This is a genomic window from Flavobacterium cauense R2A-7 (genome assembly GCF_000498475.1).
Lineage (GTDB): Bacteria > Bacteroidota > Bacteroidia > Flavobacteriales > Flavobacteriaceae > Flavobacterium > Flavobacterium cauense.
In genome coordinates this window covers 442,601-456,709 of the sequence record NZ_AVBI01000019.1, presented here as the reverse complement: position 1 = coordinate 456,709, position 14,109 = coordinate 442,601, and the positions used below count along the sequence as shown (strand labels likewise).

General features: G+C 35.9%; 10 protein-coding genes and 1 pseudogene. 8 read left to right on the top strand and 3 right to left on the bottom strand.

The annotated features are described in order from the left end of the window. Positions 1-2 precede the first annotated feature (2 nt). From FCR2A7T_RS12165 to FCR2A7T_RS15325, 6 genes and pseudogenes are all read left to right on the top strand, one after another. Positions 3-1,247 (top strand): efflux RND transporter periplasmic adaptor subunit, encoded by a 1,245-nt coding sequence (locus FCR2A7T_RS12165; RefSeq protein WP_023571600.1) that lies wholly within the window; start codon positions 3-5, stop codon positions 1,245-1,247. A gap of 2 nt (positions 1,248-1,249) precedes the next feature. After that, a complete protein-coding gene (locus FCR2A7T_RS12160) occupies positions 1,250-2,470 on the top strand; it encodes an efflux RND transporter periplasmic adaptor subunit (protein ID WP_023571599.1) in 1,221 nt (406 codons plus the stop codon). Positions 2,471-2,498: 28 nt separating this feature from the next. Further along, positions 2,499-3,053, top strand: coding sequence for an AAA family ATPase (locus tag FCR2A7T_RS12155; protein ID WP_023571598.1), 555 nt, complete (start codon positions 2,499-2,501; stop codon positions 3,051-3,053). Between the two features lie 72 nt (positions 3,054-3,125). Beyond that, the gene (locus FCR2A7T_RS12150) at positions 3,126-5,660 is read left to right on the top strand and encodes a heavy metal translocating P-type ATPase (protein ID WP_035118375.1); all 2,535 of its coding nucleotides are present in this window, start codon (positions 3,126-3,128) and stop codon (positions 5,658-5,660) included. A gap of 14 nt (positions 5,661-5,674) precedes the next feature. Beyond that, positions 5,675-6,013, top strand: a pseudogene (locus tag FCR2A7T_RS15330) (MerC domain-containing protein); the annotation flags it as partial. 48 nt (positions 6,014-6,061) lie between these two features. Next, on the top strand, positions 6,062-6,283 hold the full coding sequence (locus FCR2A7T_RS15325; protein ID WP_035118559.1) for a GDCCVxC domain-containing (seleno)protein: 222 nt from the start codon (positions 6,062-6,064) through the stop codon (positions 6,281-6,283). A gap of 83 nt (positions 6,284-6,366) precedes the next feature. On the opposite strand, the gene FCR2A7T_RS12140 is transcribed toward FCR2A7T_RS15325, so the two are convergent. The 3 genes from FCR2A7T_RS12140 to FCR2A7T_RS12130 are packed head-to-tail and all read right to left on the bottom strand — an operon-like array spanning position 6,367 to position 9,239. Beyond that, a complete protein-coding gene (locus FCR2A7T_RS12140; protein WP_035118373.1) occupies positions 6,367-7,593 on the bottom strand; it encodes a hypothetical protein in 1,227 nt (408 codons plus the stop codon). Position 7,594: 1 nt separating this feature from the next. Continuing rightward, positions 7,595-8,035: a Rieske (2Fe-2S) protein gene (locus tag FCR2A7T_RS12135; protein WP_023571595.1), complete on the bottom strand. Its 441-nt coding sequence runs from the start codon at positions 8,033-8,035 to the stop codon at positions 7,595-7,597. A 1-nt stretch (position 8,036) separates the two neighbouring features. Then, positions 8,037-9,239: a di-heme oxidoredictase family protein gene (locus tag FCR2A7T_RS12130; protein ID WP_035118371.1), complete on the bottom strand. Its 1,203-nt coding sequence runs from the start codon at positions 9,237-9,239 to the stop codon at positions 8,037-8,039. Positions 9,240-9,361: 122 nt separating this feature from the next. Here FCR2A7T_RS12130 and FCR2A7T_RS15355 point away from each other — a divergent pair, with 122 nt between their 5' ends. Then, positions 9,362-9,688 (top strand): DUF6660 family protein, encoded by a 327-nt coding sequence (locus FCR2A7T_RS15355; RefSeq protein ID WP_316928593.1) that lies wholly within the window; start codon positions 9,362-9,364, stop codon positions 9,686-9,688. A gap of 98 nt (positions 9,689-9,786) precedes the next feature. After that, complete coding sequence (locus FCR2A7T_RS12125) at positions 9,787-14,106, top strand: CusA/CzcA family heavy metal efflux RND transporter (protein ID WP_023571593.1); 4,320 nt, start codon at positions 9,787-9,789, stop codon at positions 14,104-14,106. Positions 14,107-14,109: the final 3 nt, after the last annotated feature.

The following is a 14,109-nucleotide window of genomic DNA, read 5'->3' as shown; positions in this document are numbered from 1 at the left end:
TTATGAACCGATATTTAAAATACAGTTTACTAACCATTATGATTTTAGCCATTGGATTTGCAATCTATTATTTTGCAACCAAATCGGATAATCATTCTGGTCACGAACAACAAGCGGCTATTTATACCTGCCCGATGCATCCTGAGATTATTCGGGACAAACCCGGAAATTGTCCTATTTGCGGAATGATTTTAGTGAAAAAAGTAACAAACAATCATACAGAAGAAAGTAATTCGATTGAAAATGTTTTAAAGCCAACGGATAATTTTATTGTCGGAAATTTTCAAACAACATCGGTGAAAGACACAACAATAAGCAGTGAAATCAGTTTACCCGGTATTGTGGCTTACGATCCAAATTCATTTGTAAACATTGCGGCAAGAGCAAGTGGAAGAATTGAAAAAATGTATGTGAATTACAAATATCAAAAAGTAAATAAAGGAGAAAAACTTTTTGATTTATACAGCCCGGAATTACTTACGGAACAACAAAACTTCATTTATTTAATTTCAAATGATGCCGATAATACTTCAATTGTCGAGGCTTCAAAACAAAAATTAAAGCTCTATGGTATGAATATGAGTCAGATTAATGCTTTAATCGCAACAAAAAGGGCAAATCCTGTAATTTCAATTTATAGCCCTGCGTATGGAATAATTGACGCAACGCAAACAATGGATGCTAATACCAATACGATGTCTAATGCAAGTGCTGCTTCCGAAGTATTAAATTTTAAAGAAGGGAATTATATAAAAAAAGGAGAAACTGTTTTTAAATTAGTCAATACTGATAAAGTCTGGGGTGTTTTTAATGTCTTACAAGGATATAGCGGATTGCTAAAGAGGAACCAACCCATAACAATTACAACAGAATTAGATGAAAATCACAATATCAACGCTCAAATAAATTTCATAGAAACACAGTTTAGCGCAACAGATAAATCCAATAGAATTAGGGTGTATTTAAACAACAATGCCTTGAAATTACCTATAGGGTTACGTTTGCAGGGTAGTGTAAAAACCAACCCAATTAAAGGTACTTGGTTGCACAAACAAGCATTCGTCAGTATTGGAAATAAGAAAATAGTTTTTGTAAAAATGAATAACGGCTTTAAGGCTAAAGAAATACAAACCGGAATTGAAATGGGGGATTATATTCAAGTCATCAACGGGATTTCAGTTCATGATGTTATTGCCAAAAACGCACAGTATTTAATAGACAGTGAAAGCTTCATTAAAACCGAATAAAAATGAAAAAGAGAATAAACTACAGTATTACAATACTACTATTATTCATGGTGGTAATGGCCTGTACTACTAAAAACAAAGAAGACCATTCAGGACATGATATGGGGAAAGAAACTACTTTCTACACCTGTTCGATGGATCCACAAGTGAAAGAAGACAAACCTGGAAAATGTCCTATTTGTCATATGCCTTTAACGCCAATAAAAAACAACGACACAAATGCAAACGAAATAAGTTTGAGCAAACAGCAAATACAGCTGGGAAACATTACCACGCAAACTATTGCAGCAACCCAAAACAATTTAGAACAAAGCTATACGGGAATTTTAACATTTAACCAAGAGAAGATTAATACCATTTCAGCAAGAGCAATGGGACGTATTGAAAAGCTCTATTATAAAACGATTGGAGAATATGTCAGTAAAAATGATGCCTTGTACTCTTTATACAGTGAAGATATAGCCATAGCCAAACAGGATTATTTTACGGCTTACAAACAGCTTTCCATGCCGGGCGATTTTGGAAAGAATGCTCAAAATATGCTTAATGCGGCCAAACAAAAACTTTTGTTCTTCGGGTTGTCAAATGCTCAAATCGAGAACATAAAAAACAACAAGGTAATTTCACCCTATACAACCTTTTACAGTACCGCCAGTGGTTATATTTCTGAGATAATGGCAACTGAAGGGAGCTATATGATGGAAGGTTCTCCTGTAATTAAATTGGCTGATTTAAGCAATCTTTGGCTCGAAGCACAAGTAAACGTAAACTATGCAAAAAGTATTAACCTTGGACAAAACGCCAAAGTTTCTTTTACTGATTTCCCTGCTAAAACAATCAATGCGAAAGTTACGTTTATCAATCCCGAAATCAATCCGGATACGCGATTGCTTTTAATACGATTGCAAGTACCAAACCAAAATTTTGTATTGAAACCGGGAATGCAGGCCTTCGTTAAACTAAACCAATCCAATATAAAAGGGCTTTTTATTCCGGTGGATGCGGTTATCAGAGAAGAAAAAACCTCTTACATCTGGATAGAAAAAAGTCCGGGGATATTTGAAAATCTTATGGTGGAAACGGGAATAGAAACCAATGGATTGATAGAAATAAAATCAGCAATTGATGCTTCAAAAAAGGTAGTAATTACTGGAGCGTATGCCATAAACAGTGAATATAAATTCCGAAAAGGGACTGACCCCATGGAAGGAATGAAGATGTAGGTCTTTTATAAGAATCCAAAATGAAACTATGGAAACTAATATTATAAATACTCCACAAAGAAAAACAAATTGGTATGTCATTACAGGTGGTCCTAGCTCGGGTAAAACAACCACTGTCAATATACTGAAAGAAATAGGGTATATAACTACTTTTGAGCATGCACGGCATTATTTAGATACGCAACGATTAAAAGGAAGAACAATTGAAGAAACTAGAAAAAACCAAAGAGAATTTCAATTAGGAGTATTGGATATGCAGATTGAACAAGAAAATGAAATTGCAGCAAACGTTCAGGTGTTTCTTGATAGAGCAATTCCGGACGCTCTTGCCTACTATCGTTTTTTAAACCTATCGGTAGATGAAAAGTTAGCTAAAGCACTACAAATGGTTTCTTATAAAAAGATTTTTATTCTGGATCCCCTTCCATTAAAAAATGATTATGCCCGAAGTGAAGATGAACAGGCGCAAAAAAAAATTCATGAGTTAATTACCGAAGTATATGAATCCTTACCCTTTCCGGTAGTTCATGTTCCGGTTCTATCGGCTGAAGAAAGGGTAGATTTTATTTTGAAAAATCTTTAATGATAAAAAAAATAAACATTACTAAAACTATCCAATAATTTATAAATCCCATTATTTTAAACAATTAAACTGATGACACATACGTATAATATAGCTGGCATGACATGTGATAACTGCAAGTCAAAAGTAGAAAATGCATTAAATACTATTGATGGGGTTGAAGCTACAGTTTCCTTAAACCCACCGATAGCCACTATAACTATGGAAAAGCACATACCGACGGAACAGCTTCAGCAAGCGCTTGCAATTGCCGGTAACTACACCATAACTATGAGCAATTTAGCTCATAACCATCAAACATCCGAAGCCGCGAGAGAAAAAGCATCTGTTGAACACCATACTCATCATTCCAAAATGACAATGGCAGTTTCCGGAAATACCAAAGGGAAATATTATTGTCCGATGCATTGCGAAGGAGATAAAACTTATGACAAACCAGGTAATTGTCCGGTTTGTGGAATGAATCTGGAAAAATTGGTTGAATTGGATACCATCCCAAAAATGTATACCTGTCCGATGCATCCCGAAGTTATTAAAGAAGGACCAGGTTCTTGTCCTATTTGCGGAATGGATTTGGTTCCGATGGAACCAACGGATACCGAAGAAAACAGAACCTATTTGGATTTGCTGAAAAAAATGAAGATTGCCACGCTTTGTACGGTTCCGATTTTCATTATCGCCATGATGGAAATGATGCATAACAATCCGTTGTTTCAGATAATGGACAACAACAAGTGGAATTGGGTGCAATTTCTGCTTTCGATTCCGGTTGTATTCTATGCAGGTTGGATGTTTTTTACCCGTGCCTGGAAATCAATTATCACATGGAATCTGAATATGTTTACCCTTATCGGAATAGGAACCGGAGTAGCTTTTTTGTTTAGCATTGTAGGGATGTTGTTTCCGAATGTTTTCCCGGAAGAATTTAAAACCGAACACGGAACCATTCACCTTTATTTCGAAGCGGCAACCGTAATTATTACATTAGTCCTGTTGGGACAACTCTTAGAGGCAAGAGCGCACAGCCAAACCAGCGGAGCGATAAAAGAATTATTGAAACTGGCTCCCACAGAAGCAACTTTGGTGGAAAACGGAACAGATAAAGTCATTTCCATTCACGATATTAAGAAAGGGGATTTATTACGTGTAAAACCCGGAGACAAAATTCCTGTTGACGGGAAAATCATGGAGGGAGCAAGTACTATTGATGAGTCCATGATTACCGGAGAACCCATTCCGGTTGATAAAAAAACAGGAGATGAGGTGACTTCCGGTACTATCAACGGAAATAGATCTTTTGTAATGGTTGCCGAGAAAGTTGGTTCAGAAACACTATTGTCACAAATTATTAAAATGGTGAATGATGCGAGTCGCTCAAGAGCACCAATCCAAAAATTAGCGGATAGTATTTCAAAATACTTTGTCCCCATTGTGGTAATTATTGCAGTACTAACATTTTTAGTTTGGGCAAAATTCGGACCTGATCCGGCATTAGTTTACGGTTTCATCAATGCGGTTGCTGTCTTAATTATTGCCTGCCCATGTGCTTTAGGGTTGGCAACGCCAATGTCAGTAATGGTTGGAGTTGGTAAAGGGGCTCAATCTGGGGTTTTGATAAAAAATGCAGAAGCGTTAGAAAACATGAACAAAGTTGATGTTTTAATAACCGATAAAACAGGAACCATCACAGAAGGAAAACCATCGGTTGAAAAAATTTATGCCTCTAATAGTGACGAAAATAGTTTATTGCAAAATATTGCTTCTTTAAATCAATATAGCGAACATCCATTGGCACAGGCCGTTGTAAATTACGCTAAAACAAAAAACACTTCTTTGATCGAGGTTAAAGATTTTGAAAATGTTACTGGAAAAGGAGTTGTTGGTACAGTAAACAGTAAAATAGTAGCATTAGGAAATAAAAAGCTAATGGAGCAAGTGAATGTAGTTGTTTCGGATGACATAGAAAATCGAATTATAACCGAACAAAAACTAGGAAAAACAGTATCCTATATAGCAGTGGATAATATAGCAGTCGGTTTTGTATCGATTACCGATGCTATTAAATCATCTAGTGCAGCAGCGATTAAAGAACTAATGCGCCAAGGAGTCGAGGTAATTATGCTTACAGGCGATAATGCTAATACTGCTAAAGCTGTAGCCGATATACTGCATTTAAGTTCTTTCAAAGCCGGTTGTTTACCAGAAGATAAACTTAAAGAAATTAAGCGATTACAATCCGAAGGCAAAATTGTTGCAATGGCAGGCGACGGAATAAACGACGCACCAGCCTTAGCGCAATCCGATATAGGAATTGCAATGGGAACCGGAACCGATGTAGCCATAGAGAGTGCTAAAATTACATTAGTAAAAGGTGATTTGCAGGGAATCGTAAAGGCTAAAAATCTAAGCCATTCCGTGATGAAAAACATCAAGCAAAATTTATTCTTTGCTTTTATATACAATGTATTGGGAGTGCCTATTGCGGCAGGCGTTTTATATCCGGCATTCGGAATTTTATTATCACCCATGATTGCCGCATTAGCAATGTCTTTTAGTTCTGTATCAGTAATTGCAAATGCCCTGAGATTACGAAATTTAAAAATTTAAAAACAAAAACAAAAATGAAAATAATTAATAACATTGATAAATTAGGTACGATTGGACTTTTCTTCACAGCACTATTTTCGCCTTGCTGTTTTCCCCTATTTGCATTTGGTGCTTCAGCTCTTGGACTCGGCAGCTTTGAATTATTTGGTGGATGGACGATGTGGATTTTTCAAGCAATGGTTTTAATTTCAATTGTTGGCTTAATCATTTCTTACCGTAAACATCGTTGCGTGTATCCTTTATTAATAGCAATACCAAGTGGAATATTAATATTCTTCGCATATTATTTTAGTAAATCGGAAAATGCAGTCTATTTAATTTATTCTGGTATGCTTGGGCTTTTTATTGCTACAATAGCAAATTATTATCAAAATAAAGTTCAGGGTAATTGTAATACCTGTATTTCGTATGGAGGAAAAGAGGTTGAATTAAAATCTACGATTACTTGTCCCAATTGCGGGCATAAAAAGGAAGAAATGATGCCTACTGATGCATGTCAGTATTTTTACGAATGTGAAAAATGCAAAACAGTATTAAAACCGAAACAGGGTGATTGTTGCGTTTATTGCAGTTACGGAACTGTAAAATGTCCACCCATACAAGCAGACGGAGATTGTTGCTAGCAAAATTTATTAGTCATGGGAAAAACATAGTTAATTTGCATGAAAAACTTTTCTGATCTTGGGTGATTTTCATGCAAATCAGACTAAAAATAAGTGGAAAACCCAAATTGAATCCCAGCTGTCTTCGAAGGATCATTACCAAAAATATCTGTTTCCCAAATATAGCGGTAATTCATTCTGAAAACCGTTTGTGAAGAGGGTCTGAAACTGATTCCCGGAGTTATAGCCATTACATCATCGTGGATATTCTCGTTAGTTTCTTTAAACGTTCCAACATTATAATCTGTGTATTCCATTCTAAAAGCCAAATTAAGTGTGCTGTTTTGCCAACCCAATACATCGCGCTTTAAAATGGGTTGCACAATATCGATAAAGCCCCCTTTTTGTTTTGAGCCAAATTGTTGAGTATAGGTGTCAGGAACATCTATATAAGCCCAAACCCATTCCGTATTGATGTATGTTTTTAGTTTCGGGAGCACTGTGTTAAAATCCAATGCGAATAAGTCCACTCTACGTTTTTTGTCAATTTGAATACCGTCTTCCTGAAATTTGTTGTACACACCACCCATCCAAGAAATACCAAATTCACCTATTTTTCTGTGTTTTAATGCAGTCTTGGCGGTAATCAATGGTACTCCGTTAAAACTTTCCTCAAAGCGTTCTTTATTTTCTTTTGAAGCAGGAAGCCATGTTCTGTTTTCGGTATTCGATATAATCGTATCATCAAAACCATTGGAGAAATAACCTTCATACGCCCAAACCAAATTATTTTTGGCATACTTTCCGAAAAAACCAAAACCAACATTACTCCATGTAGATGGGATTATGGTTGTTGAAGATATTGGACGGTCAATGAATTCCCATTTTGGACCGTCGTGATTTTGGTTGAAAGAGCCAATAGGGTTCATAATAATACCACCACGCAAATTGAATAGTGGATGTAACTCCACATCAAGCGAAGCAAATTCAATATTTATTTCTTTTCCGCCTTCTTCAAACTCAATTTCCGATAAAAATTTAATTCGGTTTCTGATGGTGGATGAAACAAATAATGTCATTCTCGGCATCTGAAAAGACATACCTTCTGTGACTCCATCAGTAGCAAAATAACTCGTATTGGCTTCAACATAACCACCTATGGAAATGGGAAGTTTCCCTAATTTCAAAAACGGACGTGCATAAACTGCATCCATATTCAAAGCTAATTTTGTAGTGTCTTTTTGTGTCGTTACGACTTTTGTTGAATCAACCTGTGCCAGTACTGAAAAATTAAAAAATAAGATTAATACAGTTATATATAGTGATTTCATTTTAGGATAATTGAATGTAAATGTTTTGTGCATCGGTTTGCACTTTAAATGCGGTTAATTGTTGTTCTGCGGGTCCTTGAATAACCTCACCGTTTTTACCAAATTCGCTTCCATGAGCTGAACAGGTTAATACATCACCATTAACGGTAAGTTCGGCTCCTTGATGAGAGCATCTTAACAAAAATGCTGAATAAGTATCATTTAGGTTTTTGTATATGATAATCGGATAGTTGATACCTTCTATTTTGCTAACAACATGATTTCTGTAACGAATGGTGTCGTTTTTGATTATTTCAAATTCTTTTTTAGACACAATCAATCGATTGCCTTGAACATTTGTAGAAGCATAATGAGTTGTTCCACAACTTTGCATCATCCCAGACAATCCCAAAACTCCTAAACAGGAAAAGCCACAAATCTTTAAAAATTCTTTTCTGTCCATACTATAAACTTTCAATGAATTTTATCAGTTTTTGTTTTTCACCCGATGTTAATTGCTGGTACGCATTTTTACTGCTGTTAGCTTCACCGCCGTGCATTAAAATTGCTTCTTCAATACTTCTGGCTCTACCGTCATGCAGTAAAAAATATTGTCCACCTTGCGATTTTTTAGCCAGCCCAATTCCCCATAAAGGCGGAGTTCTCCATTCGCTTGTTAATGCAGTTCCTTCTGTATAACCGTCGTTTAAGCCACTTCCCATATCGTGTAACAGTAAATCGGTATATGGGTAAAAAGTTTTGTTGGATAAACTGGCAATATCACTGTTTGGTGTTGTCCATTGCGGTTTATGGCATTCTGCACATTTTAAATTTGAGAATAAAGCTTCACCTGCTTGAACTTCAGCATCATTTTGATTTCTTCGTTTGGGTGCTTTTAAGGTTCTCAAGTAAAACACTACACTGTTTACTGTTTTGTTTGAAACTTCAGGGTCAATTTCTAATCCCGAATAGGTGTCGATTGGAGAAAAAGAAGAGGTAATTCCCATGTCCTGATTATAGGCATTAACGGTTTGATGCAACAAATCGATAGCTGCCGCTTTTTTTCCGTAGCGACCAATGTATTTTCCGTTAATTTCCTGATGAAACCATTTTGGCAAAAAGAAAGCTGGAGGTGTAATATAGTTTGGTACACCTGAAATTCCATCTCCATTATTATCATTGGGGTCTGCATTTGCTAAAATTTGTGCATCGGTTAAAGCGGCTAAAAAACCTAAACCTGTATTTGCAGGAGGCATAAACTTAGCTGAAGTAGCTCCCGCAGGAATTTGCTCTGGTAAATACCCCGGTAAGGCTCTGTTTTGCAACTGTGGCGCACCCAAATGCATGAATTGATTACCTGTGGCATCTGTTTGTCCAAATCGGGTTAAAGTAGTAAAAGGATGTCCTTTTCCGTCCCCCGCATGACAGGACACACAACTGGTAGAAACAAATAATGGTCCCAAACCTGTTTCGGTTGTAAATACTTCTTCATTGAAAGCAACATCACCTTCTAAGAATTCTAACATTTCCGAAGAAGTCAATCCTTCAACGGGCCCGTCTAAAATTTCTTCATCGGCAGGAGCATCTGTTAATATATCTTCACAAGAGGTTAGGGTGCTTATCCCTAAAGTCATAACAATTAAAATTAGATATGCCTTGTTTTTCATTTTTATATATGCTTAATATTATTTTTAGGCAAAGCTAAAAAAATATTTCGAATCGCATCAAATTGCATTAAAAAAATTAAATGTGATTAGTTCATATAAATTTTATTGCTATTTTTACACTCGTGAAATGGTTAAATATCATATTATCAATTTATTTAATAGTCTTGGCATCTATGCCTTGTGCTGATATGGAAGTAAATAGTGCTGGGCATTCTTTGGAAGCGCATCGGGCTGACCATGACAACCATTCACACGACAAGAGTAAAGATTTGTGTTCGCCTTTTTGCATTTGCAATTGCTGTGGAGCGCAGGTTTTGAGTTACTTTCCTTCCATCAGTTATGATTTTCCTGTAATTGCTACAGTTATAAAGACCAAAGAGCCATTTTATAAGCCAGTTTTTGCTTCCTATTTCTTTGGAAGTATTTGGCAACCTCCTCAAATAGTATAATGATGCCCGAGTAATTTCGGGTTAGAAAAGTGTGTTTTAATCACATATAATGGCAAGTACTTTAATTTGCTAATTTCTAATTCATTACAATATTTTCAATGTTAGACAAAATAATACAATTCAGTATAAAGAATAAATTCATTATACTATTGCTAACCTTAGTCCTTATAGCGTGGGGTAGCTATTCTATTAAACAATTACCGCTTGATGCTTTGCCTGATGTAACCAATAATCAGGTACAAATTATTACTACTGCGCCCACTCTTGCCAGTCAGGAAGTGGAGCAATTAATTACCTATCCGTTAGAGCAATCCGTTAAAACCATCCCCAAAGTAATTGAGTTACGAAGTATTTCTCGTTTCGGGCTTTCGGTAGTTACGGTTGTTTTCAAAGACGATGTAGATATATATTGGGCAAGGGAACAAATTTTTCAACGATTAAAGCAAGCCGAAGAAAATATACCTGACTATGCTGGTTCGCCTGAATTGGCACCAATTTCAACAGGTCTTGGAGAAATTTATCAGTATGATGTATATGCTAAAAAAGGGTATGAAGATAAGTACGATGCCATCAAATTAAGAACCATTCAAGATTGGATAATTATACCACAATTACAAGGTATTGAAGGCGTTGCTGAAGTGAGCACTTGGGGTGGAAAATTAAAACAATATGAAGTTGCAGTTAATCCAAACACACTCAATAGTTTAGGCGTTACTATCACTGAGATTTTTGATGCGTTAGAAAAAAATAATCAAAATACTGGTGGTGCCTATATTGAAAAAGACCAATACGCTTATTTCATTCGTGGTGTGGGTATGGCAACGGGCATCAAGGATTTAGAAAATGTAGTAGTCAAAAACCGAAATGGTGCTCCTGTTTTAGTGCGTGACGTTGCAACAGTACGTGAAGGTATTGCATTGCGATATGGTGCCTCTACAAAAGACGGTAAAGGAGAAATTGTTTGCGGTTTAGCATTAATGTTAAAAGGCGAAAATTCCAGTGCTGTAGTGGAAAGAGTGAAAGAAAAAATGGTTCAAATCAATAAAACGTTACCTGAAGGAGTAGTTGCCGAAGCCTTTATTGACAGAGGTAAATTAGTAGACAACGCCATAGGAACGGTTACAAAAAATCTATTGGAAGGAGCTTTAATCGTAATTTTTGTACTGATATTATTTTTAGGAAATCTTCGTGCCGGATTAATCGTAGCTTCCGTAATTCCTTTGTCAATGCTTTTTGCAGTAATCCTGATGAATTACTTTGGTGTGAGTGGAAACTTAATGAGTTTAGGTGCAATCGATTTTGGTATCATTGTCGATGGGGCAGTTATTATTGTCGAAGCCACAATGCACCATTTACAAAAACTCAAAAGGCAAAAGGATTTAACCCAATCCGAAATGGATAGCGAGGTATATAAATCTGCTTCAAAAATCAGAAATAGTGCAGCATTTGGGGAAATAATAATTCTTATCGTATATCTGCCAATATTAGCCTTAGTAGGAACAGAAGGTAAAATGTTCAAACCAATGGCAATGACAGTAGGTTTTGCAGTTATTGGAGCATTTATTTTATCATTGACTTATGTGCCAATGATGAGTGCTATGTTCTTATCGAAAAATACTGAGCATAAATCGAATTTTAGCGATAGAATGATGGCGTGGTTCGAGAAGATATATACCCCTTTTTTAGAAAAAGCATTGCAAATTAAAAAATCGGTTTTAGTAATCGCATTAGGATTATTTGCTTTGGCTGTAATAACTTTTCAAAATATGGGTGGCGAATTTATTCCAACCATTGAAGAAGGCGATTTAGCCATTAATGCTACCATTATGACAGGTAGTTCATTAACCCAAATGGTAGAAACAACAACCAAATATGAGAAAATTCTAAAAGCAAAATTCCCAGAAATTAAAACCATCGTTACCAAAATTGGAAGTGGAGAAATCCCAACCGACCCAATGCCAATTGAAAGTGGCGATTTGATTATTGTTTTGAAAGACAAATCTGAGTGGACATCTGCCGATAATTGGGAAGATTTAGCCAATTTGATGAAAGAAGAAATGGAAGCTATTCCTGGGGCGAATATCGAAATTTCACAGCCTATTCAAATGCGTTTTAACGAATTAATGACGGGTAGCCGAAGCGATATAGCCATTAAAATTTTTGGTGACGATTTAGAAGTTTTAGATACAAAAGCCAAAGAATTGATTTCTAAAATAAATAAAATAGAAGGTATTGGCGATTTAAAGGCTGATAAAGTAACCGGACTCCCACAAATAACTGTAAAATACGATTACAATAAAATTGCATTGTATGGTTTAAATATTACTGATGTCAATAAAATTATTCGTTCCTCGTTTGCAGGGGAAAGCGCAGGAAAAATCTATGAAGAGAGTAAGCGTTTTGATGTTGTGGTTAGAATGGATGCAGCCAACAGAAGCGATATTACAGACGTAAGCAATTTGTTTATTCCATTGCCAAATGGTCAGCAAGTACCACTATCCCAAGTGGCTGCCATTAGTTATGAGCAAGGTCCTGTACAAGTTTCTCGTGAAAATGGAAAGCGTAGAATAACAGTTGGGTTAAATGTTCGTGGTCGTGATATAAAAAGTGTGGTAGAAGAAATTCAGCAAAAACTGGAAACCAATTTCAAGCTTCCTGCGGGTTACTATATTACTTATGGCGGACAATTTGAAAATTTGGTTGAAGCCAATAAGCGTCTTTCAATAGCGTTGCCCATTGCATTAGGACTTATCATGGTTTTACTGTTTTTTACATTCAACAGTGTGAAACAGTCCTTGTTAATCTTCACCGCGATTCCTTTATCAGCGATAGGTGGTGTTTTTGCGTTATGGCTTAGAGGAATGCCTTTTAGTATTTCAGCAGGAATTGGATTTATTGCTTTGTTTGGTATTGCCGTTTTAAACGGAATTGTATTGATTTCCTATTTCAATCAACTAAAATCAGAAGGTATAACCGATCCGTTGCAACGTGTATTAATGGGGACAAAAACAAGACTTAGACCTGTGTTAATGACAGCGGCAGTGGCTTCTTTAGGATTTATGCCTATGGCATTATCAACCAGTGGCGGTGCCGAAGTACAAAAACCATTGGCAACAGTAGTTATAGGCGGTTTGTTCTCGGCAACATTACTGACATTAATAGTATTACCAATACTTTATTTATTATTTGAAAACGGAATGAAAATAAGAAAATTTAAAAAAAGACAACCATTTGTAACCCTTTGGTTTCTATTGATTAGCTGTGTAGCATTATCACAAAACAAGCAAACGGTAACTTTAGACCAAGCAATTACCTTAGCCAAGAAAAGCAATATCGATTTAAAAATTGCCGATAAAGAAATTGAAAAACAAACGACGCTTAAAAAAGCGGCATTTCAAGTAGATCCTTTGCAAGTCCAATACCAAGGCGGACAGTTTAATAGTGTTGATTATGACCATAATGTTTCTGTTCAGCAATATTTCCCAATTGGTAAAATCACTAAGGCAAACAGACAATTACAGGAAGAATTGGCAAAATTAGCTGAGAAAAGAAAAGCCTTATCAGAATACGAAATTGAAAAAGCGGTAACATTAGCTTACTATCAATATTTGTATGGTGTTTCCATTCAAAAGTTAAACAACGAATTGAGTGACATTTATATCAAGTTTTTAAAAAATGCTGAACTTCGTTTTCAAACAGGTGAAAGTGGTAATATAGAAGTCATAAGTGCCAAAGCCAAGGTAAAAGAAATTGAAACCCAAAAATTACAGTTGGAATACGATTTGGCGGTGTATCAAAAGCAGTTACAGTATTTTATCCAAACCGATGAAAATATTGTTCCTGATGCCGCAACTCCGTTAAAGTATGAAAAGAATGTTTCAATTGCCGAGGATAAAGTGCAAGGATTGGTAAACGATTATTACACCCAACAAATTTCAGTTTATCAAAAAGAAGCCAATATTTTCAAGGCAATGAGAACACCAAAATTAGGATTAGGTTATTTTGGACAGACCATCGATACAAAATCTTATTTCCAAGGATTTACGGCGGGGCTACAAATTCCACTTTTTGGAGGTGTAAATTCGGCTCGTGCCAAGGCTTCAGAAATAAGTGTGGTACAGGCACAACTGGAATTAGATAAAAGTAAATTAGCTTTAAAACTGCAAAAAGAAGAATTGAAAAGCGAGTTCGATAAACAGAACAAAGCAATGCTGTATTATCAAAATGAAGGATTGCAATACGCAGACCAAATCATAACAACGGCACAAAAAAGTTATGCCAATGGCGATATGAGTTACTGGTCGTACATCAGTTTTTTAAATCAGGCAATCGATATAAAAAAGCAAAATGCCGAAGCGGTAAATGCTTATAATCAAAGCGCTATTCAATTGCAATTCCCATCTTTTAGCAATAATTAATAC

Bases quoted from the DNA above. Each gene is read 5' to 3' on its own strand.
- FCR2A7T_RS12160 (WP_023571599.1), top strand. From the start codon at position 1,250: ATGAAAAAGAGAATAAACTACAGTATTACAATACTACTATTATTCATG.
- FCR2A7T_RS12130 (WP_035118371.1), bottom strand. From the start codon at position 9,239: ATGAAAAACAAGGCATATCTAATTTTAATTGTTATGACTTTAGGGATA.
- FCR2A7T_RS12155 (WP_023571598.1), top strand. From the start codon at position 2,499: ATGGAAACTAATATTATAAATACTCCACAAAGAAAAACAAATTGGTAT.
- FCR2A7T_RS12140 (WP_035118373.1), bottom strand. From the start codon at position 7,593: ATGAAATCACTATATATAACTGTATTAATCTTATTTTTTAATTTTTCA.
- FCR2A7T_RS12165 (WP_023571600.1), top strand. From the start codon at position 3: ATGAACCGATATTTAAAATACAGTTTACTAACCATTATGATTTTAGCC.
- FCR2A7T_RS12150 (WP_035118375.1), top strand. From the start codon at position 3,126: ATGACACATACGTATAATATAGCTGGCATGACATGTGATAACTGCAAG.
- FCR2A7T_RS12125 (WP_023571593.1), top strand. From the start codon at position 9,787: ATGTTAGACAAAATAATACAATTCAGTATAAAGAATAAATTCATTATA.
- FCR2A7T_RS12135 (WP_023571595.1), bottom strand. From the start codon at position 8,035: ATGGACAGAAAAGAATTTTTAAAGATTTGTGGCTTTTCCTGTTTAGGA.